General features: G+C 48.3%; 21 protein-coding genes and 1 pseudogene. 13 read left to right on the plus strand and 9 right to left on the minus strand.

Annotation, left to right across the window (positions count from 1 at the left end; all coding sequences use genetic code 11):
- Positions 1-678: 678 nt before the first annotated feature.
- Complete coding sequence (locus BWI93_RS27710; RefSeq protein ID WP_176454161.1) at positions 679-816, minus strand: hypothetical protein; 138 nt, start codon at positions 814-816, stop codon at positions 679-681.
- A 560-nt stretch (positions 817-1,376) separates the two neighbouring features.
- Here BWI93_RS27710 and BWI93_RS07700 point away from each other — a divergent pair.
- A complete protein-coding gene (locus tag BWI93_RS07700; protein ID WP_094809891.1) occupies positions 1,377-2,075 on the plus strand; it encodes a hypothetical protein in 699 nt (232 codons plus the stop codon).
- Positions 2,076-3,355: 1,280 nt separating this feature from the next.
- Here BWI93_RS07700 and BWI93_RS07710 read toward each other — a convergent pair.
- The gene (locus BWI93_RS07710) at positions 3,356-3,901 is read right to left on the minus strand and encodes a hypothetical protein (protein ID WP_146010849.1); all 546 of its coding nucleotides are present in this window, start codon (positions 3,899-3,901) and stop codon (positions 3,356-3,358) included.
- Between the two features lie 836 nt (positions 3,902-4,737).
- Here BWI93_RS07710 and BWI93_RS07715 point away from each other — a divergent pair.
- Positions 4,738-5,619, plus strand: a complete 882-nt coding sequence (locus BWI93_RS07715; protein WP_094809899.1) for a tail fiber domain-containing protein — start codon at positions 4,738-4,740, stop codon at positions 5,617-5,619.
- On the opposite strand, the gene BWI93_RS27715 is transcribed toward BWI93_RS07715, so the two are convergent.
- Both BWI93_RS27715 and BWI93_RS07720 read right to left on the minus strand, forming a co-directional pair.
- Positions 5,616-5,759 (minus strand): hypothetical protein, encoded by a 144-nt coding sequence (locus BWI93_RS27715; protein ID WP_176454162.1) that lies wholly within the window; start codon positions 5,757-5,759, stop codon positions 5,616-5,618. The genes BWI93_RS07715 and BWI93_RS27715 overlap by 4 nt on opposite strands.
- 796 nt (positions 5,760-6,555) lie before the next feature.
- Complete coding sequence (locus BWI93_RS07720) at positions 6,556-7,038, minus strand: hypothetical protein (protein WP_094809901.1); 483 nt, start codon at positions 7,036-7,038, stop codon at positions 6,556-6,558.
- A 996-nt stretch (positions 7,039-8,034) separates the two neighbouring features.
- Between BWI93_RS07720 and BWI93_RS07725 the strand changes: the two genes are divergently transcribed.
- From BWI93_RS07725 to BWI93_RS07735, 3 genes are all read left to right on the plus strand, one after another.
- Positions 8,035-8,244 carry a hypothetical protein gene (locus BWI93_RS07725; RefSeq protein WP_094809903.1) on the plus strand — a complete coding sequence of 70 codons (210 nt, stop codon included), beginning with the start codon at positions 8,035-8,037 and terminating at the stop codon, positions 8,242-8,244.
- Between the two features lie 766 nt (positions 8,245-9,010).
- Positions 9,011-10,165 carry a zinc-dependent alcohol dehydrogenase gene (locus BWI93_RS07730; RefSeq protein WP_094809905.1) on the plus strand — a complete coding sequence of 385 codons (1,155 nt, stop codon included), beginning with the start codon at positions 9,011-9,013 and terminating at the stop codon, positions 10,163-10,165.
- A gap of 11 nt (positions 10,166-10,176) precedes the next feature.
- Complete coding sequence (locus BWI93_RS07735) at positions 10,177-10,677, plus strand: hypothetical protein (RefSeq protein WP_094809907.1); 501 nt, start codon at positions 10,177-10,179, stop codon at positions 10,675-10,677.
- Between the two features lie 62 nt (positions 10,678-10,739).
- Here BWI93_RS07735 and BWI93_RS07740 read toward each other — a convergent pair whose 3' ends face one another.
- From BWI93_RS07740 to BWI93_RS07760, 5 genes are all read right to left on the minus strand, one after another.
- Positions 10,740-11,918, minus strand: a complete 1,179-nt coding sequence (locus BWI93_RS07740) for an NRAMP family divalent metal transporter (protein WP_094809909.1) — start codon at positions 11,916-11,918, stop codon at positions 10,740-10,742.
- A gap of 26 nt (positions 11,919-11,944) precedes the next feature.
- Complete coding sequence (locus BWI93_RS07745; protein ID WP_199181975.1) at positions 11,945-12,673, minus strand: LamB/YcsF family protein; 729 nt, start codon at positions 12,671-12,673, stop codon at positions 11,945-11,947.
- Positions 12,663-13,637 (minus strand): biotin-dependent carboxyltransferase family protein, encoded by a 975-nt coding sequence (locus tag BWI93_RS07750; protein ID WP_176454163.1) that lies wholly within the window; start codon positions 13,635-13,637, stop codon positions 12,663-12,665. Before BWI93_RS07750 ends, BWI93_RS07745 begins: the two co-directional genes overlap by 11 nt.
- A 4-nt stretch (positions 13,638-13,641) precedes the next feature.
- Positions 13,642-14,325, minus strand: a complete 684-nt coding sequence (gene pxpB / locus BWI93_RS07755; RefSeq protein ID WP_094809915.1) for a 5-oxoprolinase subunit PxpB — start codon at positions 14,323-14,325, stop codon at positions 13,642-13,644.
- A 65-nt stretch (positions 14,326-14,390) separates the two neighbouring features.
- Positions 14,391-15,317, minus strand: coding sequence for a sterol desaturase family protein (locus tag BWI93_RS07760; protein WP_094809917.1), 927 nt, complete (start codon positions 15,315-15,317; stop codon positions 14,391-14,393).
- 347 nt (positions 15,318-15,664) lie between these two features.
- Between BWI93_RS07760 and BWI93_RS07765 the strand changes: the two genes are divergently transcribed.
- The 8 genes and pseudogenes from BWI93_RS07765 to BWI93_RS07795 form a co-directional block, all read left to right on the plus strand.
- Entirely contained in the window at positions 15,665-16,456 is a 792-nt protein-coding gene (locus BWI93_RS07765; RefSeq protein ID WP_094809919.1) for a HipA family kinase, read from the plus strand.
- Complete coding sequence (locus tag BWI93_RS07770; RefSeq protein ID WP_094809921.1) at positions 16,434-16,817, plus strand: DUF3037 domain-containing protein; 384 nt, start codon at positions 16,434-16,436, stop codon at positions 16,815-16,817. Before BWI93_RS07765 ends, BWI93_RS07770 begins: the two co-directional genes overlap by 23 nt.
- A 367-nt stretch (positions 16,818-17,184) precedes the next feature.
- Positions 17,185-17,622, plus strand: coding sequence for a response regulator (locus tag BWI93_RS07775; RefSeq protein ID WP_094809923.1), 438 nt, complete (start codon positions 17,185-17,187; stop codon positions 17,620-17,622).
- A gap of 117 nt (positions 17,623-17,739) precedes the next feature.
- Complete coding sequence (locus tag BWI93_RS07780; RefSeq protein ID WP_094809926.1) at positions 17,740-18,150, plus strand: response regulator; 411 nt, start codon at positions 17,740-17,742, stop codon at positions 18,148-18,150.
- Between the two features lie 115 nt (positions 18,151-18,265).
- Complete coding sequence (locus tag BWI93_RS28635) at positions 18,266-18,394, plus strand: hypothetical protein (RefSeq protein WP_255157769.1); 129 nt, start codon at positions 18,266-18,268, stop codon at positions 18,392-18,394.
- 177 nt (positions 18,395-18,571) lie between these two features.
- Complete coding sequence (locus BWI93_RS07785) at positions 18,572-19,096, plus strand: (2Fe-2S)-binding protein (RefSeq protein WP_094809930.1); 525 nt, start codon at positions 18,572-18,574, stop codon at positions 19,094-19,096.
- The gene (locus tag BWI93_RS07790) at positions 19,093-20,082 is read left to right on the plus strand and encodes a xanthine dehydrogenase family protein subunit M (protein ID WP_094809928.1); all 990 of its coding nucleotides are present in this window, start codon (positions 19,093-19,095) and stop codon (positions 20,080-20,082) included. The genes BWI93_RS07785 and BWI93_RS07790 overlap by 4 nt, the downstream gene beginning before the upstream one ends.
- Positions 20,036-22,339 (plus strand): annotated as a pseudogene (locus tag BWI93_RS07795) (xanthine dehydrogenase family protein molybdopterin-binding subunit); the annotation flags it as partial. The gene BWI93_RS07790 and the pseudogene BWI93_RS07795, both read left to right, overlap by 47 nt.
- Between the last annotated feature and the right edge of the window lie 61 nt (positions 22,340-22,400).

Below are 22,400 nucleotides of genomic sequence, written 5' to 3' on the forward strand. Positions count from 1 at the left end.
AAATTGTTGTACCACTTTAAAAAACTACGGAAAGAGACCAAACCTACCCTCGCCAAGGGAAACCAGTAAAAACCCGCCCGGCAATACCAGACGGGTTTCTTTGAATTAACCCACACCATTACATAGGTGAACCGCAAAGGTATCATCAGAAATGAAATCGAAAAATTACGCAGTTACTTGATTTAGCTCATCTTTAGCCGTCAGGGTCTGTTCGCTTTCAGATGCACTGACTGAGATAACTATACGCTGCCTTGAATCAAACCAGTATCCATGATTGATCAGCCTAATGAATCATCCCTCAAGCTGGGGCCTATCTGTCGTGAGAAGAGACCTGAACGTCAATAGTTTGTTTCATTAGCAGAATCCCGTAGTTTGTTTCATTAGCAGAATCCCGTTGGTCAGCGGACTGACAAGGGTACCTTTGTTCTCCTACAAAATATAGATATTCCGAACGCCCTTCGTTAGTCGGAATGGTTCATGGGATTATCAAAAAGCCTGACAACGTTGCAGCAAGAGGATAATTTCCTGTTCGACAGTCCATTCCATCCCTCTTTTTGATGGAAACACCCCAAAACATCAAACACCCAGCATCACGGCCAGGTGTTATCCCAGGAAAGGATGGATGGGATGGCTGGCTCCAGCACCTACGTTACCATTACGTTCAAAACCTGAACCGGCCTAGTCTTTCGGCTTTACCCGAACCACGTTTGTAGCCAGCACCGGCTCTTGCCGAAAATCATCCGTATGTACCAGGTCACCCAGGTCACTCGCGTGCAACTGCCAGCCTGCCCAGCGGGCAATGCCTGTCTGCTTCATGTAGAATAGGGTGTACGCTTTCTTAATCAGCAGTTATTCATTCACCCAGCCCGCTAAATCATCTACAGCCCGGGAAGGATAGCCTAAATAACCGTTTGATAGCCCTGATACGGAGGTTCTGTAAGCGGTTCTTTTTTGCAAGAGCTAAGTCGTAATGTAGCAAAAGTCGTAATCGATAGCGTTAAAAATTTTAAAATAGTATGCAGGGGCCTGCTTGAATTGCAAACGTAATACAGTCATCCATTAACCAGACTATTACTCATTTCCAGTCACGCCTAAGCATTTTAATTTATACCTTTTTTTCACAACCTAATTGCCTGCATTTAACTACTTACAATAAAGCTATTTACATAAATACCAATTATCACCATAAGACTATTTTCACTACCTGATCCGTAGCCTACTTTTCAATAGTAAAATATTAATTTTCAAAAAACTGATCCTATTCAGATACGTTATATGATTCAAATCCTGCTTAACTTCTTTTAACGAACGATTCGTTGTTTACTGCGGCATTAACTATTAATTTTCCATTTTAAAGCAATACATCCGAATCTAGTATGAAACATTTCTGCCTCGTTATTTTACTATTAGCTTTAGTTACGGCCTGTTCCCGAGATGCAGTAAACGGTCCTGTTGAAAACAGTGACTGGATCAGGCTTACCTCCCCGGAAAACAGCGATGTTCAGGCCGTTTATGGTACGATAGACAGCACGCTGATCATGATTTCAAATTTCAAAATCTATCACACGAAAGATCAGGGAAAAACCTGGACTTCTTCGCCTTACCCGGTTATGGTTGGGCTTACGGGCTTTCTGGCTACTACAGATACTTTATTTGCATTGACTGCTACTTCAGGTATTCAGAAAGATGGGACCATTTATGCCAACGCTCCGCGGTATTATAGTTTAGATCAGGGCATAACCTGGCAGGCGTACAACGGTTTTTCGTTGACCAAACACTATACCCCGCTCAATAAGCTACACGCCAGCAATGGAGTCGTATACAGCGTGGATGAACTTCGGACGCCTATTAATGGCGGTAGTACCAATTATTATTTACAAACGGTTGGTTTACAGACATCTACTGGCAAAAAGATTCCGCTGCCTCAGGAGCACCAGATAAAATCGATTACCATGGATTCCCGCGGCAGACTTTATGTCGCTGGTTCAGCGGCTGTTTGCGGGGGCCTTCGTGACTTTCATTTTTGTAATGGACAACGCGGCGTCATTTATGTATCTAAAAAGGCGTTACCTTAGCAAATACTACCGATCTTTACGACAGAGCCTACGCCTGAAGAAGCGTAGGCTCTGTCGTTTGTGAACCGTAGGAAAGTTTTGTAAATCGACTATCCGAAATATAAATCGAGTGAATTATAACCAGGATTATATTCGAAGCTAACGAGCATATCCAGGTTATAATAGTTATCCTTAATCTTGATAAAATTGCTATCCGCAAACATATCGGTTTTTCCGTCCTGAATCTGGAGTCTCGCTAGTTCAGATCCATCATGAAATTTCCTGATGTAAATCGTTAAGCTAGTAGCGTTTTTAATAATGGACTCTATCCGTTTTCTGTTCTTACTGGATACCGTTTCGACATCCGGTTTAAGAGAATCGTTAGCTTTCTGGCAACTGACCACTAACATACTCAGGGCAAGTATCAATAGGATTTTTTCATTTGCATGGGCAGTAAAAAATAGGGCTTACTAGTTATTGAAGACACATCGTTACCTATTAGATTTGAATTTTTTAAAGACATTGTACGCTACTTGTTCTCTTCCGTTCTTTACCAGCTCTATTTCAGCTGTCTATCCTTAAACATTGACTGATAAATTGGCTTATCAATGTAATCCGAATGCTTATTACTGATCAGGTATGATCAATACCTTGATTTATACATAGCTCCTAGCAGTATCGTGTACGAAGCAGGCAGGTAATCGATACGAACTTCTTTTCCATTTGTAGAGGTTCATCAAGCTGTTTTAACTTCTGCCAGTCCTACTGCTCGCCTTATGAGATGACGGGCCAAGAAACACGCCGATACACTTTCATCTTTTGAGTAAGTAAAAGAAAGTATCCGGATCATCCTGAAGATCTGATTTTTAACAACAGAATCCTATAAGTACTTATTTTTCAGGGAGATACACCTGAATTCTAGGGGTTATTTTATGGACAGATTAGGCCTGATTTTCTTCTTAAAATCTACTCTACTTTTGTAAAGTCTCGTTTAATGAAGGTTCGTCAGACAACCTTTATTTCTTCAAGCAGGTTGAGGCTCTTTATCGGCGGTTTAGAGCCTCCTCCGTCAGTTGGATTGGTCATTCGGGGGATTTGAACAAAACAACTGACGGAGTTCTGCAAGAAGGTCGTTCACGAGCCCTACAAGCTGTATCTTCTATCCAATCATCCGTTATCCTTCAACTTGCTTTAAACAAGTAAAAGAGGCTATCTCAACTCATGCTGAGAAAGCCTCTTTTTTTGCGTTTGAGCGGATCAATGCGGTACATCTTCACGGATTCACACCCGGAAAGTCAGCCCTATTTTACAGTACTCAAAGCATGTTGCGTGAGTTTAACGGAAGCCTGATTGTAGTGAGAAATACCTTTCCACGTACCACTTACCGGGTAACGTTCTCCCGTTGTTTCATTTTCCAGAACGGCACTAAAAGAACAGCTCAGGTGATACGCTTCGATCTGACGATCAACCACGATGGTAGACTTAGGCGGAATCGCAATGTTCAGGGTTTCTTTCTGATACGATCCATACGGTTTTTGCTGCTCCCGGTTACTCAGGGGAAATGTTTCAGAAAATAATCCGTACGAATTGTCGGAGTACCACCGTTCCGGCACCCGAACGGAAAATTCACTCAGCTTTACCTCCTTCGGTAATGCATTGGGGGGCGTGACTTCAAAGGTTGACGTTTTAACCAGCTCGTCAAATGTAGTCGTGACTGTTTGCGTAGACACCTGTTCTCCTGGGTTCGAAACCGTTAGGCCTTTCAGTTTCACGGCTACCGTATCGAATCCACCCGAAGCCGGTTTAAAGTAGCGAACGTCCTTGAGTGCAAACGTGGCTGGAATCACTTCCTCCGGTTCAACGTTCGATGATTTGGAACACGAAAAGAACAATACCGAACACCATCCACTCACTAGAATGAAGGATCGAAGAAGACCTGATTTTTTCATGGCTGGAAACATAAAATGATTAAGCGTTTAGAGCATTCCTGCTCAAGATACGTGTAAAGGCCAAGAACGTAACCCTTAGGCTGAAAACAAATCGACGAAAGCGGATAAAAAACGACCATGCTCTGCGTAGAATACTGCCCTTCTTCCGGATTGATCCGTTTTACTGAATCATCCATTTGTGCGTAATGCCTTCGATCCGTAGCAGGTATACGCCGGGTTTGATCGTCTGTTAGGGATAGATTCGCGGGACCTGATCACTGATGCGGCTTCGGTCAAACAATAAGTTTTATTCCCGCCACGTGTTTATCTGTACGGACATCTGCTTATTGGTCTGAACATAGGTCGATAGCTCTTTTTGCTAGCGACGCGAGTGGGTTGTTCACGTCTGCTAAAAGAAAAGACAGCACAAGCAGCCTATCAACGCCAATGAAAGATGGATAGACAAGGGAGGCACAAACGGTTTTAGTACTGGAGCATGGTGTGATCAAGGGCTTATAACCAGACAAGGAACGCCAGATGAAGCATGCTTTTAATCACGTTTCGTTTCTGATTGCGTTCCAGCGTGATCAGACTTCCCCGAAACCGGGACTTCCCCGTATGCAGCGTAAGAACGCTGCTTCACCCACCTCCTGAGAAATAGTTAAAATTCCTGGGTAACATCCTGTTAATCAAAAGATTTTCATGGTATATTCGAAAAATCGCTTACCCATTTCTCCTCTCATCTGCTCATTACTATGAAACCTCTTTTTTACACCGTTGGACTGATCGCCTGTTCTTTTTCTGCCCTTGCTCAAGTGGGTATCGGTACGGGTACTCCAAAAGCATTCCTGAACGTACCCGCTGGCAAAACGGTACTCTTTGGCGAGGATACCCTGGGGGCGGGTACCAAACTCATCTGGTATGCGAACAAGGGTGCCTTTCGAGCCGGATCCATCAGCGGACCGCAATGGAACGACGCCAATGTGGGCGTCAATTCGTTTTCAGTAGGTAAAAACACACTGGCTATCGGCAGCTCCAGTGTAGCCATTGGCGAAAATGCTTCTGCTTCGGGTACGCAATCCTTCGCGATTGGCTTCAGTGCAATCGCCGGTAATGACAATGCCGTAGCCATTGGTACCGGCAGTTCGGTAGCGGGTATGGGCTCCATCGCTATCGGTAATAGTCAGGCTCGGGGAGCCTACGCGGTAGCCATTGGCTTACAAAACCGAGTGATTGCGAACTATAGCCTGGCCCTGGGTAGCAATGCCCGAGCCAATAAGCAGGGCTCCTGCGTGATTGGCGATGGTGCATATCTGTACGAGGCCGATAGCGTGTACAGTACCGCCATGAATCAAATGACCATGCGATTTTCGGGCGGTTATCATTTGTTCACTTCCGGAGGACCCCAGGCCCAGGCCGTGGGCGTACAGGTTCTTCCGGGTGGTAATGCCTGGCAGACCATTTCTGACTCGACCCGAAAAGAGCATTTTCGCCCCGTGAACGGAGCCGCCTTTCTGGATAAAATTCGCCAGTTACGGCTGGGGTCCTGGAATTACAAAGGGCAGGATTCCAAACAATACCGACACTACGGTCCGATGGCTCAGGACTTTTTTGCGGCCTCGGTAAGGATGAGTTAGGAACCATTGGCGAAGATAAATCGATTAATCAGGCGGATTTCGATGGCGTAAACCTGATTGCCATTCAGGCACTGCTGGCTAAAATCGAAAGACTGGAGACGATGAACCAGGCCTTGCAGCAGGAAAACGCCAGTTTGCAACAGGAAACTGCCTCGCTAAAATCAGATGTTGACTGGATCAAGAAACAACTGGGCGGTATAGTCAAAAAGTAAGAAAGGTATATGCCAACGAAAAAGCCTACGCGTCGTCACGGGTAGGCTTTTTGTGAACCCGTCTTCAAAGCCGCCACTTCTCTGACTGATTCAGTAGTACAAACGTATAGCCGAGAGCCCAGCTAAGTTATGTGAATTCGACCAACGGGTTCATTTTCCCCCTGAAGCGTAAACTTTACCTGGTGTTGTGTACGCATCTTAAACGGCTTGTCTACTGAGGCTAATCCGCATTTTTCGTTCTGAAAAGTGAAACCCATGGGTGATTTGACCCTTCGCCCCGATACCAGCTGATGTTTTTTGATGCGGGAATACAGCTAAAACTGGGGGTATAGATCCGGACAAATTAAGCCGGCGTGTGGTACCTTAAAGTCCGCTACTTTTGTAGGGTCTCAATTAGCAGAGGTTCATTTACGTAGCCTTTGCTCCTTTGAAGCAGGGAGGTTCTTTATCGGCGGTTGGGAACCTCACCCGTACGTTCACTGGTTAGGCAGGGGAATAACTACCCAGTGAACCGATGGCAGCCTGCAGGAAGGATTTTGAGCAGCAAGCAGGTATTGAATACTATCCAACTTCGTTATCCTTCAGCTTGGATTCATTCCCCGATAAGGCTCCCTCTGCACTGCCTGAGGGAGCCTTACTTTTTTGCCTAACCTTGTTCAGGCTACGGATCGCATGGATTTAAAAACTCCTCTTTTTGTAAATGATTCGCGAAAGTTTATACTAATCATTCCGTAATTAAATGAGGGGCTTTGTAGGGATTATAATCGGCTGCTTCTTCCCATGATTCCAAACATTCGACTACGTACCGGATTTCGTCTACACGACTAAAGTATTTCTTTTTGATACCTAAGTAAGAAATAGAATCATTATCAAAAGCCCATAAGATCATTTGAATAATGTCGCTGTCTTCGTCTTCGTGCACGTTTCGCTCCACCAGATACGAGTTTACAATATCCCCTATTTGTAGCTGACAGCCTATTTCAAAGGGTATGGTTAAATAAAATGGCTTTTCAATAATCTTCACGATTCGGGGGCTTAATTCTCCATATGCTTCCTCCCTGCTATGATTTTTAAAGGTCTGCTCGATACTATCAAGCCCGTCTAATGCTCCCTTTTCAAATAAACCCTGAGCATAGTCTATAATCATGGAAACAACTTTGTCTGTATTGACAAATCTCAAATAGTGTTTTACTTTTGCAGGGACCATAACAATAGTGGTTTATTATGATTAGTTAAGCCCGACTGGGTGTTTACAGCACTTGATCGAACAGTTTATTTTCACAAATGTAAAAGACCCTTCGTGGGAAGCAAATATTAAAAGTTTTATTTCTTAGAATCTGAATTTCAATGAATTAAATAAAAATTTTTAATAACCCTAAAGTCTTGTTATTGATTTAAAATCTTCTAATAATTTATTTTAACAGGAATTTTACACTAACCAATCATCTTTTTCCCATTCCTGATTAAATTACACGAAATCAACCTAATACTCTAGCCAATAGAATGGTAAATTTCGTTTGATTAGCTAGTATTTAACGAATCCTATTTACTAAATCTTATATATTTAATCTAACAACAACTTACATCTAATTACTACTTATCAACTTGATATTGATCATTATTTAATATTTCCGTAAAAATTAGATTCTTTAGACTCATAGTAGCCTTTACCCTGTAAAACATACCTCTGGATTAAATTATTCATTTATAACCTGCCGTATAGCTTAACTCCTGTTAAAATTGTATTTATACATTACACGTTAAGGTTTTTAGATTTGCAAGGATCAACACGGTTAAACTTTGCACCACGCTCTTTTAAGTACGTCCGTAGACTCGCCCGGCAAAGCCATATATTGAAACCAATCGGAAGCCATTGCTCCGGTACAAACCTCGGCACATAGAGTCACCCCGCGGTTGATGATTATGAAAAGCTCGTCGGCGAGCGGATCAATCCGTCGGGATACTCTCCTAAGCGATGATACGAAGCAGGTAAGTTCATCCCCGAATCAAGACGTGCGGGATCGTTCAGGACCTCTGATTGCATTTTGACTACGCATTCCCCTAATCTTTGCCTTGTGACCCAACCTGTGGGTTCGAACGCTGTCCCCCTCAACGCACCATCGAAATAGCCTAGCCTGGCATGTGATTTGAGGTAAGGGCTGCATACGGGACAAACCGTGAACCCTATCTTTAATCATTCGCTATGACCGAGCAACAGATCGAACAATTGGCCAGAAAAGAACTCCCCACGTATAGCTTACTGGATGGTTCGTTTCAAAACGTCCCCATCCACTTTACGACGGAGGATGGTACGGAGAAGACATTCGAAGTTACCTTTATCTGGAGAGGTACCGAAGCCCCGCCTCAGTGGGTATATGAGCACATGAAGGAAATTGACAACCCCTTGATTTGATGGTAGCCCGGCACGATACCGGGCTCTTTTTTACCCCTCTTATTTCTTCCGTTTTAGTAGTTGCCTGTGCTTTGCCCAGCACCGTATCTGCTTAACTTTTGATATTCGTATACTCCTATCCGTGATTTGTTCCCATTTTCCTAAAAATTAGGGGGTATTCTCTACTAGGCGACGTTTTTTCTTTACTTACCACGTTACCTTTCGATGGCTACCTCGTACTAGTGAGTATTGGCGATTTTGGGTTTCAGCTATCCAATCACATTTTGTAAGTAATTTTCAAATTCCTGTTTTCACTGGAATGCCATAAAAAAGCCCCATCACCAAAGGTAATGGGGAAGGTAGCTCACAGCTCCGGTAACGAATGGTACTAGTCTAGCGGGACTTATAATCTGGTTAGAAATGTATTGAAAAATCTTATGAATTGAAAAATTATGAGAATAAATATTCATTTAAGATTAGAAATTTTTCAGGAAAGTTCTGGTACACTTTATTCATCCATTCACTGAACATCTGTTTACACGATTTATACTTACCCGTAAGCAGTCCAACCATTTTACGTTTAAGTATTTTGTAGCTCTTGCATTTCTCTTCGATGTCAGACTATAGGTTCGTTTTTGCCTGGCTTCTGGCCACTTTGCCTGAAACTGGTTCGATTTTTTTTGAGACTATACGTATTCCAAACCCGCTTTTACATCAAGTGAGTGGGTTCTTGTTTCAGGCAGTGCTTTTCAAAAGCACGCATTTCACCTATAACCCAACGTACTGTATGCTTGCCATGAACTACCGGGGACCCTTCAGGGTACGTGTAGACCACAAACCCTATCCCGAAATTCAACATCCCAATGATGCCATCGTACGCGTCACTCGTTCGTGTATCTGTGGCTCCGACTTGCACCTCTACCACGGTCTGGTACCGGATACACGAGTAGGTATGACCTTCGGCCACGAGTTTATTGGTATCGTCGAAGAAATCGGACCCTCCGTACAAAACCTGAAAGTGGGCGATCACGTACTGGTTCCGTTCAACATTGCCTGCGGCACCTGCTCGTTCTGTAAGCAGGGGCTCTACGGCAATTGCCATGAATCCAATCCGGAAGCTACCGCTGTGGGTGGTATTTTTGGGTACTCCCACACGGCGGGCGGCTACGACGGCGGACAGGCTGAGTACGTCCGGGTGCCTTACGCCGATGTAGGCCCCATGGTGATCCCGGCGGATATGCACCCGGATGATGCCGTATTGCTGACCGACGTAGTACCCACGGGTTATCAGGCCGCAGAAATGGGTGGTATTAAACCCGGTGACACCGTCGTTGTTTTCGGAGCGGGCCCCGTAGGCATTATGGCGGCTAAATGTGCCTGGCTATTTGGGGCGGGTCGCGTGATTGTGATCGACCACCTGGAATACCGGCTCGATTTCGTGCGTACCTACGCCCAGTGTGAAGCTTACAATTTCCGTTCGATGCAGGACCCGGTTTTATTTCTGAAGAAGGCAACAGACTACTTTGGAGCAGACGTTTGTATTGATGCCGTTGGCGGCGATGCGGCGGGTAGTGCCTTACAAACCATTACGGGTCGTAAAATGATGCTTCAAGCAGGATCGGCTACGGCCTTGCACTGGGCCATCAACTCCGTAAAAAAAGGGGGCATCGTTTCGATCGTCGGCGTATACGGCCCTACGGATAATCTCATTCCCATTGGGAATGTCGTCAACAAAGGCATTACAATTCGGGCGAATCAGGCCTCGGTCAAACGCCTGTTGCCCAGGCTCATTGAGCACGTACAGGCGGGGCGGATTGATCCGAAAGGCATCGTTACGCACCGCGTTCCGCTGGAGGAAGTTTCCGACGCCTATCACATCTTTTCAGCCAAGCTGGATAACTGTATCAAGCCGATTCTTATTCCACCTTCTGCACGGGTATAAACAAACATTGTATGGAAGATTTAGCGAGTCATTACGCACATATCAAGGGTTGGGGAATCGATGCGGATCCTAAAAATGAACCCACGTACCCCATGAAAAATTATACGGGGGATGATCATCGGCGGCTCAATTACGAAAAACCGCCGCAGCAACCCGTCAACGTGGAAGTGCTTCATTCCAACGAACGGCCCGGGATAACGGCCGTTTTCGGAACCTCAAGCCCCCCTTCCGGACTGAGCGGAGCCATCCGTCGGTATGCCTTTAAATTCAGCGAATCGGAATACGGTCACTGGTTACCGCTCCTGTTTGCGGACCGCGTTAACGTAGTCGAAGGAATCATTGATGATTTGAAGCGAGGACACATTCCGAATATTCTGGCGGAGAAAGGCTGGAACGCAGAATGGAAATACAATCGCAAAGGACTCATTACCAAGCTGGCCGTTGGTGCTCTGGTTACGGCCACCGCCGTAGCGTTGCTTTGCCGAAGCAATTCGAATGAGGACGAAGACTAATACGTCTAGATGTAAAGCAAAAAAGGCTGAACAATAGATTCTGTTGCTCAGCCTTTTTTGCTTTATAAACTACTCAGGGTACGAACGGCCATCCACCCCATCACAACCATGATGACCACCCCCACCAGCGTAAGCCAGAGCGGATGACGATAGGTTTTTCCAAAAGGAAGTCGGTGTACTGCAATGAGCAAGATCAGTAAGGCTACGGGCAGGATCATGCCGTTCAGGGCTCCGGCAGCTACCAGAATCGTTACGGGGTTGCCGACCAGCATAAAAATAAGAGCTGACAGGGCGATGAATCCTACCGTGACGGCTTTGGTTTGATCGTTCAGCCGTGCATGCATCGTACGAACAAAGGTCACCGACGTATACGCCGAACCTACTACCGAGGTAATGGCGGCACTCCACATCACAAGTCCAAAGAGCTTGTACCCCAGCAAGCCAGCTGCCTGCTGAAACATGGAAGCGGGCGGATTGGCCGCATCAATCGGTAAGCCCTGCATCACGACGCCCAAAGCGGCCAGAAACAGTAAAATCCGCATGACTGAAGCAACCGCAATGCCCGTAACTGCTCCCCGGTTGGTTTGTGGAATAGCTTCCGGACCGCTCATTCCGGCCTCAAGCAGACGGTGAGCACCGGCAAAGGTGATGTACCCTCCCACGGTTCCGCCCACTAGCGTAATGATGGCCGTGGTGTCGATGGTATCAGGCAGAAAGGTTTTTTCTAGGGCTACGCCCAGCGGCGGGTGGGCCGTCCAGACCACGTACAGCGTCAGGGCAATCATCAACAGACCCAGTATTTTTGAAAACTGATCCATGGCTCGCAGGGCGTCTTTCACCAGAAATAATACAATGGCTAATCCCGCACTCAGTCCCGCTCCAACGGCGACGGGCATTCCCAGCAAAACCTGCAATCCCAGCCCCGCTCCGGCAATATTCCCGATGTTGAAAACCAACCCGCCCAAAGCAATCAGGATGGATAAAAAATGCCCGACGCCCGGCAAGAGAGCATTCGCCAGATCGGGAGCCCGCTGACCGGAAGCGATGACGATTCGCCAGATATTAAGCTGCACACCAATATCCAGCAGAATGGACAGCAAAATCACAAAGCCGAAACTGGCTTTTAACTGTACCGTGAAAAGCGTGGTTTGGGTGAGGAAACCCGGTCCAATGGCGGAAGTAGCCATCAGAAAGGCGGCTCCGAGTAACGTGGATAAGGTAGAGGTAGGCTTAGCTGCCATGTAGGAAAGGAAAAGGGGTAATTTACTTACAAAAGGGGTGACTGCGGCTGAATGCCTTGTTCCTGAAAATGGGTGTACAGAGCCTGAGCAAAGGAAACGGCCTGTGGGCCATCCCCGTGAACGCATACTGTTTCGGCCCAGTTTTCTTTTTCCCGGATGAATTGCATCACCTGCCCAACAGCCTGAGCCGGATCGTGAATCAAGGCATTCGGGCTGGTGCGGGGCGTAAGCGTCCCATCCGGCTGGTAGGTTCGATCGGCAAAAATTTCGCTACAGGTTCGTACGCCCAATCGCTTCGCCTCTTCCACAAGAGCACTTCCGGCCAGTCCGTACAAAAATAGTTGTGAGTCAAAATCTTTCACCGCCCGGGCAATGGCTTCGGCCAGAGCGGGGTCTTTGGCGGCCTGATTGTACAGAGCACCGTGGGGTTTGACGTGGTGCAGCCGGGCTCCGGCCGCTTTCACGAATCCGTACAAAGCTCCGATCTGATAGAGTACCAGATCATAGGCTTCGGCGGGACTGATTCCCATGTTTCTTCGGCCAAAACCGGATAAATCCGCAAAGCCCGGATGGGCCCCGATGGCTACACCCTGCCGTACGCAGGTCTGCACGGACTGGTGCATGATTCGCGGATCACCCGCGTGCATGCCGCAGGCAATATTCGCAGAGGTAATAAACGGCATCAGGGCTTCGTCGTTGCCCAGGGTATAGGCTCCAAAACTTTCGCCCAGATCACAATTAATATCAATAAACATCAGTAGTAGGGTCTAAGCGTTGGGTCAACGTTTCTTCCAGTTTCCGGGTAAATTCCTGATACTGTATGTATTTATCCTCGGCCTGTTCCGGACTTAACAACGAGAATTGAACCTGATTTCCAGGCACCAGCTGGGACATTACGCTCAGATCCGGCTCGATGACCTGAGCAATCCGGGGATAGCCCCCGGTCGTGGGAGCATCATTCATGAGGACCACTAAATTTCCATCGGGTAAGACCTGTATCGTTCCCGCCGTTACGGCTGTAGAGAGCAATTCGGTCGTTCGTAGTTTTTGCATCCGGGCTTCCAGCCGATACCCCATCCGATTACTCTGGGGCAATACTTCATGCGACTGGCTGCTAAACGCTCGCTGACTTTCAGGCGTAAAGAATTTCCATTCAGGCCCGCGAATCACGCGTACCGTAGGATGCGTCTGGTACGCAGGCAGAGCCGCTGGTGCCAGCGACCAGTTTAACGAGGGATACAGCGGTGGCAGGTTTGGCCCGTAAGTCAGCACATCGTCGGCCCGTAGAGCCCTGCCCTCGTACCCGCCCCAGCCAGCGGGCAAATAGGTACTGTAACTTCCCAGCACCTCGGCTACCTGCCAACCACCCCGTATGGCAACATAACTTCGACAGCCCTGACCCGTATAAGCGAGTTGCAGGCGGCTACCCGCCCCTATTCGCAACGGCCGCCAACAATCAGCCTCGGTATCATCGATCCGTACGGCGACACCATGCCCGGTAATGGCAATCCAACTCTCTGCTTCGAAGTATAACTCCAGTCCGCCGAAGGTCACTTCCAGCGTGGCCCATTCAGCGGAGTTTCCCACCAACGAATTACTGATGCGATGGGCAAATCCGTCCATGGCCCCTCCAACGACTACCCCCTGGGATCGATAACTCGCTCGACCCAGGTCCTGTACCGTGGTCAGTACGCCAGCTTTTACGACACGTGCGATCATGGGCTTACGAAATCGGTACAAAGGTAACGGAATCCCCCGCCTGCAAACGGGCCGGGGGATTCTCCCGTACATCAAAAAGAGTAAGCGGAGTACGACCAATGATTTGCCAGCCTCCCGTAATTGGGACGGGATAGATACCCGTCTGAGCACCCGCGATCCCCACCGACCCCGCGGGCACACCCTGACGGGGCGTATCCTTTCGGGGAGTCGCCAGTTTTTCGTTCAGGCCGCCCAGGTAAGCAAAGCCCGGTACAAAGCCCAGCAGATAAACCTGGTACACGGCCCGACTGTGCCAGTCAATCACTTCGGCTTCGCTCAGACCACAGTATTGAGCAACGTAAGGCAAATCCGGCCCGTTCAGGCCACCATACTGCACGGGAATTTCGATGTGCCGACTTGCCGAAGTAACCACCTGATCCTGTACCTTTTCGATATTTTGCCAAAGGTAAGCCTCCACCCAACGCTGGCTGTTTGAGGTGGCGTACTGGTTCCGTACCCGTAAGGGATCGTAGAAAACAGTGAGGGATGCGTACGCAGGCACAAGTTCCAGCATTCCCTCGAAGGGTTGGTTGGTCAGTTGCTTTTGAAGCTTTCGTATCGAGGCGGCAATGGCTGGATCGATTCGCTGATCCCAGGTAATGACCAGGGCCCGTTCCGATAGTATGTAGCAGTGTACAGGAGGTATCATGAGGGCAAACTACAAAAAAAGGTGCAACGCTGCAGCGTTACACCTTTTCCAATGGGATTCGTGCCTTAGGCCACTTCGCTTATTTTTCGCTCGGCGGCATTCCGTTTTTTCTCTTCGTCTACCTTAATCGGACTACCAAAGATGTAGAACAGTTTCTTTCGCAGCCCTTTAGCTCCCTTGACGTCTTTAATAATATCGGCCACTTCGTGAAAATTAATCATCAGCGGGTTGGCCTTGTTACTGATATTCGTGGTGATGCCGTAAATGGGTGGCTCTTCCTCTAGCTGATACGTTCCGAAAATCCGGTCCCAGAATATAAAGGTAGCTCCGTAGTTTTTATCAATGTACTTGGGTTGCGAACCGTGGTGGACCCGGTGATTGGAAGGCGTCGCAAAAATGTACTCTACCCAGCGGGGCATGCGGCGAATGTACTCGGTATGTACCCAGAACTGGAACAGTACCGCAACCTGATTGGTAGTAAAGAAGATGATCGGGTGAAAACCAATCAGGGCAACGGGTAGGAAGAAAATGGTCTTCAGGTTCTGAATCCAGCTCAGGCGGAAGGATACGCTCAGGTTGTACCGCTCGCCCGAATGGTGTACGACGTGCGTAGCCCACCAGAAACGCTGCTCGTGCGAAATGCGGTGAGCCCAGTAACTACAGAGGTCAAAAATAACGTAACAGGGAATGAATGTCCACCAGTTGAGCGACATTCGCCAGGGCAACTGATTGTACAGCCATACCACCGCAAAAAGCAGGGCAAATTTCAGGGAAGCTCCCACCGCCAGTGAACCGAGTCCTACCAGTACGGAACCAATGGTTTCCTGTTTTTCATAATAGGGCTTTTCCTGAACATACGTAATGAGAATTTCGATAGCGGTGAAAAGGATCATCGCTGGCACCGCCCACAAAATCAGGTTTGGGGCGTCTTTTTCAATCAGCGAAAGATTGTCTAACGGGATTTTGGGTGCACCAAATAATGATTCAGTCATGCGATCAAGGTGTTAATGCTGAAGCTCAAAACGTTTGAGTCAGTTGATACGACATACCCAGTATTGCTTCGGCTTCATTTCTTCCAAAAACCGAAGCAGTACTGAGTTTAAACAAGTGTTTAAGCCTGAATTATTTCAAAATAACGAACGTCGTTCGCTGATAGGCAATTGATTACGCCATTTTTCAAAATTCAGTTCTTTCGTATTTACTCATATTCTCTGAATTTGTTTTGTCAAATTCATATTTGTAAACAGTAACGAAAGGGTATACACGCCTACGCTTTTTCAGCAATGACCCGGTATGGCTACGTACCTTTGCAACTTTCCAGTTTTTAAATGCACCACTCGTGACCGAATCTCCACTCCGAACCGTACGGGTTACCCGGTACGTTACGCCCCTGCGGGAAGGGGGTTCTTTGCCCGCTATTGTTGAAGCCGATGATGGTTTTTTGTATGTACTGAAATTTCGCGGGGCTGGCCAGGGCGTTAAGGCTCTGATTGCGGAACTGATTGCCGGAGAAATTGCCCGTACGCTGGGCTTGCGGGTACCCGAGATTGTGTTTTGTGAACTCGACCCTATCCTCAGCCGTACCGAACCTGACGAGGAAATACAGGACCTGCTCAAGTTCAGTGCGGGCCTCAATCTGGCCCTGCATTACCTCTCGGGAGCCATCACGTTCGACGCCCTGGTCAATACCGTCGATGCCCGCACGGCTTCCGCAATTGTCTGGCTCGATAGCCTGGTCATGAACGTGGATCGTACGCCCCGTAATACTAATATGCTCATCTGGCACAAGGAACTCTGGCTGATCGATCACGGAGCTTCGCTGTACTTCCACCATTCCTGGCAAAACTGGGAACAACAGCACCAACGGCCTTTCCCTTCCATTAAAGACCACGTGCTGTTACCCTGGGCTTCGGAACTCGAAGCCGTCAACGCGGATTTTCGTACCCGACTCAGCTCCGAACGCATCCGGGCCATTGTTTCGCTCATTCCCGACGACTGGCTGACGGGCGAATCGCCCTTTGCCTCGGCTGCCGAGCAGCGACAGGCCTACATCCAGTTTTTAGAAGCCCGACTCGCTTCGTCAGAACTCTTTGTTAAAGAAGCACAACATGCCAGAAATGCACTTATTTGAATACGCTGTTATCCGCGTTATGCCCCGCGTGGAACGGGAAGAGTTTCTGAACGTAGGCGTCATTCTATATTGCCCAGCCGAAGGATTCCTGCAAACCAAATTTAGTTTGATTGAAGATCGATTACGGGCTTTCGGCGAAACGATTGACCGGGAAGAACTGACCGAACGACTCGTTGCCTTTCAGAAAATATGCAAGGGCCGGCACGAAGGTGGCGTCATTGGGCAACTGCCCGTAGCGTCACGTTTTCGCTGGCTAACGGCCAATCGGAGTACGGTGGTGCAAACCTCGCCGGTGCACACAGGCCTGTGCCACGATGCCCAGGAAACGCTGCATCGTCTGCACGAGAAACTCGTTTTATGAGAAAAAGAGGTACGAATCTGTTTTCGTACCTCTTTTTACGTAGTTGTGAACAAAAATAAACCCAGGCTGTAAGCTCCTAAGGGTTACTTCCTTCCTGCCTGCCCGCTCAAGTCTTACTCGAAGGGGCGATTCTTTTTTTTGCATTCTTTTGAATTACTTTGACCTAATTGCTTGTTATTCAGATAAATGCTATACCTTTAGAACGCCTTTCTCCTTAGTTCAGCTCTATTGAAGGTTTTATACGCTACCGCCTTATTTCAGGAATGGTTGTCGTGCATGATTCACTTCCAGTTCTCGAGTAGCATCAATTGGTATCCACCCGTGACCCTTACAGCCTGGAAGTACTGGTCACACATTCCTATTTCCAATGGCTACAAAACCGCTTTTTTTAATCGTTGATGATGACGCCGATGATCGCGATTTATTGAATCTGGCTTATCAGGAAGGATCGTATCAATGTGATCTGGTTTTTGCTGAAGACGGACGTGAAGCGTTGAAATTACTCGAACAATCGCCGGTACGCCCTTCCGTCATGCTGGTCGATATTAACATGCCGGGCATGAATGGCCTGGAATTGCTTCAAAAGCTCAAATCTTCGGCCCGCTGGAAAGGCATGCCCGTGGTTATGCTGACGACTTCCAATAGTCCCCGCCTGATTCACGATGCGTATTCCATGGGGGCAAACTCGTATCTGGTGAAACCCGATAACTACCATACCTTGTCCTCCCTGTGGGAAGCCCTGTATGGCTTCTGGACGAATACGGCCAAATTACCTTCCTATACCGTATCGCAAGGTGTATCGTAACTGATTTTATACTATCTTGCTACTTTAATTCGTTCGTTGTTCTGACTATTACAGACATTCAACGCGTAGATTTTCGTTAGGAAGTTAGTTCAGCTGACCATAAATTATAAATCAGGTATGAAGCCTAAGCCGCTTTTTCTGGTTGTAGAAGATAATCCAGATCATCGTTTTTTACTGGAATGGAGTTACCAGAAAAGTAACCAGACCTGTAATATTCTTTTTGCTGAAGATGGCGTGCAGGCCCTCGAACTCCTGGAAAGCTCGCCAGTGAAACCGGCTTTGCTCCTACTGGATTACGAATTGCCTCGCATGAATGGGCTGGAACTGGTGATGGCGTTAAAATCATCTCCTCGCTGGAAGCACCTGCCGATTGTCATGATGTCTTCCAGCGATGATCCGCACATTGTAAACAAGGCTTATTTTAATGGAGCCAGTTCATTCCTGGAAAAACCGCAGAGTTATCAGGATTTTAAGAACGTCTGGAGCCTGGTTTTTGACTTCTGGTCGCTAACGGCCCGATTACCCTAATCTTACAGCACATAGCTATAGAAAGCTCAGACGAGGGTCTGGGCTTTTTTTTTGACGTATAATCTTGAATGGTACAGTTTTTTATTTCTATAGTACAAATTTACAAGACACTGCCATGTTACTCTTCATCGTTATCCTGCTCGTAATTCTGGTGTTGTTTTCCCTGATCAACACGCTGCGAATCATTGATCAGGACGTTCCCCGCCCTTCAAAAAAATTCAAACAGCCGATTTCTTCCAAGTAATGTTAGGGTAGTTTTTACTTCACGTATTCCTGGCTTCAGGTTCTTTCGGATTCTTTAAATTATTCATTAGCTGGCACATCAATTTTAAGGGTTTGGACAAAAACGCTTCCGACCGTCCTCATCGGAATTCATCCATCCAAACATCTTGAACGTATGTCTGCGATTTTAGAAACCGAAATGCTACCGGGTGTTTCATCCCCTGGGGTGGCTGCACCCAGCGTTTCGCCAACGAGCCTCATTACCTTAAAAATTAACGGTGTAGAAAAAAAACTCCCGCTGGCCCCGTGGACTACCCTACTGGACGCCCTGCGGGAGCACATGGACCTGACGGGTACCAAAAAAGGCTGCGATCACGGTCAGTGCGGAGCCTGCACGGTACTCGTGAACGGTAAACGCATTAACTCCTGCCTGACGCTGGCCGTGATGCAGGAAGGAAATGAAATTACGACCATCGAAGGGCTGGCTAAAGGCGAAGAACTCCATCCATTGCAGGAAGCCTTTGTTGAACACGACGCATTCCAGTGTGGGTACTGCACGCCCGGACAGATTTGTTCGGCCATTGGCTTGATGAACGAAGGCAAAGCTCAGTCCAGAGCGGATATTCGGGAATTGATGAGCGGTAATCTCTGCCGTTGCGGAGCTTATTCCAACATTGTAGATGCCATTGATCAGGTAATGAATGAAAGGGGGAAACACGCATGAATCCTTTCTCGTATACCCGTGCCTACGGACTTGATACAGCCGTAGAAGAAAAGGTTGACGGAGCTGATTTTGTGGCGGGCGGTACCAACCTCATCGACCTGATGAAGGAAAACGTAACGCATCCACAGCACCTGATCGATATTAATCACCTGCCTCTGCAGGAAATTGAAGAAACCGAGTCGGGTGGCATCCGTATGGGAGCTTTGATGCGTAATGCCGACACGGCGTACCATCCCCTCGTGGAGCAACGTTACCCGCTGCTGGCTCAGGCCATTCTGGCCGGGGCTTCTCCGCAATTACGGAACATGGCTACCGATGGCGGCAACCTGATGCAGCGAACCCGTTGCTATTATTTCTACGATACCGCCACCCCCTGCAACAAACGGGAACCGGGTTCGGGCTGTTCGGCTATTAATGGATTTAACCGGATTCACGCCATTTTAGGTCATAGTGAATCCTGCATTGCTACTCATCCTTCGGACATGTGCGTGGCTCTGGCCGCTCTTGATGCAACGGTACACGTCAAGAGTAAACGCGGCGAACGAAGTATTCCTTTTCTGGAGTTTCACCGACTACCCGGCGATACGCCGCACCTGGACAATACCCTGCAAGCCGACGAACTGATTACGGCCATTGAATTGCCCGCGAAAGGCTTCGCGGACCATTATACCTACGTTAAGATTCGCGACCGCCAGTCGTATGCGTTTGCTCTGGTTTCTGTAGCGGCAGCTCTGGAACTTGACGGTACCACCATCACGGATGTACGGCTGGCCCTGGGCGGCGTCGCTCACAAACCCTGGCGGGATACGCAGGCCGAAACCCTGCTGAAAGGCAAACAGGCGACGCGGGAGAATTTTCAGCAGGTAGCCGAAAGTATTCTGGCGAATGCCCAGGGTTTTGGTCACAACACCTTTAAAATTGAACTGGCGAAGCGAGCCATTGTACGGGCCTTGCTGGAAGCTACGCAAAACGAGCACAAGTCATGAATACGCAATATATCGGAAAGCCTACCTCCCGCGTGGATGGCCGGGCGAAAGTAACCGGACAGGCCAAATACGCCGGCGAATTTCAGGTACCCGGCTTAGCCTACGGGGTCGTTGTATCCAGTGCCATTGCCAAAGGAACGATCGCCACAATCGACACATCGAAAGCCCTGGCTCTCGAAGGCGTGATTCAGGTGTTCACTCACGAAAATGTATCGGGACTGGCCTGGTTTGACAAGAGCTACAAAGACCAGGACTCCCCACCGGGTTCGCCCTTTCGACCGCTGCACAATTCAGAAATCAAATTTAGTCAGCAACCGATCGCACTGGTCGTTGCTGAAAGTTTTGAACTGGCCCGGTACGCGGCCTCACTGGTGCATGTGGAATACGAACATTCAGAAAAACCCATCGAAGCCGAATTACGGGACCACCTCGATAAAGCATTTGATCCCGGCAAAGGAAAGCAGGGTTACAAGAAGCCGAAAAATCGGGGAAACTTCGCGAAAGAATTCTCCAAGGCCCCCATTCATTTCAACTCGGAGTATTACCACGGAGCGGAGCACCACAATCCGATGGAAATGCACGCGTCGACGGTTATTTACGACGAGGACGATCACCTAACCATCTACGACAAAACGCAGGGTGTTTTCAACAGCCAGAGTTACGTAGCGGGTATTTTCGGCTTGTCGAAAAACGGGTTCGTATTCTCTCGCCCTTTGTGGGCGGTGCGTTTGGTTCAGGTTTACGGCCCCAGTATCAGCTTTTCATGGCGGTACTGGCGGCCCTGGAACTCAAGCGTTCGGTTCGCGTGACGCTGACCCGGCAGCAAATGTTCTCCTTTGGCCACCGTCCGGCTACCTTACAGAAAATGTCCCTGGCCGCGACCGAGGATGGCACTTTACAGGCCATGCGTCACGAGGCCATTTCGGAAACGTCCCGTTTTGAAAATTACACCGAAACAATTGTGGACTGGTCGGGAGCCATGTACAAATGTGACAACGTGGCCTACGATTACCAGTTGGTTAAACTGGATGCGTATACACCATTGGACATGCGGGCTCCGGGAGCAGCGACGGGCGTGTACGCAATTGAATGTGCGATGGACGAGCTGGCCCATAAGCTCAACATGGACCCCGTAGCCCTACGCCTGAAAAACTACACGGAGGAAGACGCTAATAAGGGCAAACCCTATTCCAGTAAGGAACTGAAAGCCTGTTACCAGCAGGGAGCCGACCGCTTTGGCTGGTCCCAGCGAAACCCGGAGCCGCGTTCGATGCGGGATGGCAACACGCTGATTGGCTGGGGTATGGCGACGGGGATGTGGGATTCCATGTTTGTACCCTGCCGGGCGAAGGCCTTTCTGTCCGCGGATGGGAAGTTGACCGTCAGTAGTGGTACGTCCGATATTGGTACGGGTACTTATACCATCATGACGCAGATTGCCGCTGAAACGGTAGGCCTCCCCATTGAACAGGTGACCTTTAAGCTGGGGGATTCTTCCCTCCCACTGGCGTACCTCGAAGGAGGTTCCGCAACGGCAGCATCGGTTGGAAACGCGGTACGCATTGCCTGCGAAAACATTCGCGAAAAGCTGATCCGACTGCTGAGCAAAACCAGTTACGCTCCCCTGGCCGATGTACCGGCGGAAGAACTCGTATTTGGTGACGGAAAAATCCAGCTCAAGTCCGATCCTCAGATCAGTATTTCCATGAGCGATCTGATGAAACTGGCGGGCGAAAATTATCTGGAGGATACGGCTACGGCCATTCCAAATATGATCAAGCAAATGCCCTATGCCCGTAACGTACACTCTGCGGTATTTGTGGAAGTACGCGTGGATGAAGATTTCGGTACCGTTCGCGTGAGTCGCATGGTGAGTGCGATTGCGGGGGGCCGGATCCTGAATCCGAAAACGGCCCGTAGTCAGATTCTCGGCGGGATGGTTTGGGGACTAAGTAAAGCTCTGGAGGAAACGAGTGAGGTAGATTCCAACTTCGGTCGTTTCATGAACCACAATTATGCGGAATACCACATTCCGGTTAATGCCGACATCCCCGAAGAATTTGAAGTCATTTTCGTCGAAGAACAGGACGATATTGTGAACCCGATGGGTACGAAAGGCTTGGGTGAAATCGGGATCGTAGGGGTAGCTCCGGCGATTGCCAATGCGGTCTTCCACGCCACGGGCAAACGCGTACACGTGCTGCCGATTACGCTGGATAAGCTGATTGTGGAGCACGAAGATTCGGCAGTGCCTTTATAATCTGGTTTAGGATCAGATTCTGAGTAACAAAAAGTCCCGCAGGATCCTGCGGGACTTT

This window comes from Siphonobacter sp. BAB-5385 (assembly GCF_002261125.1).
GTDB lineage: Bacteria > Bacteroidota > Bacteroidia > Cytophagales > Spirosomataceae > Siphonobacter.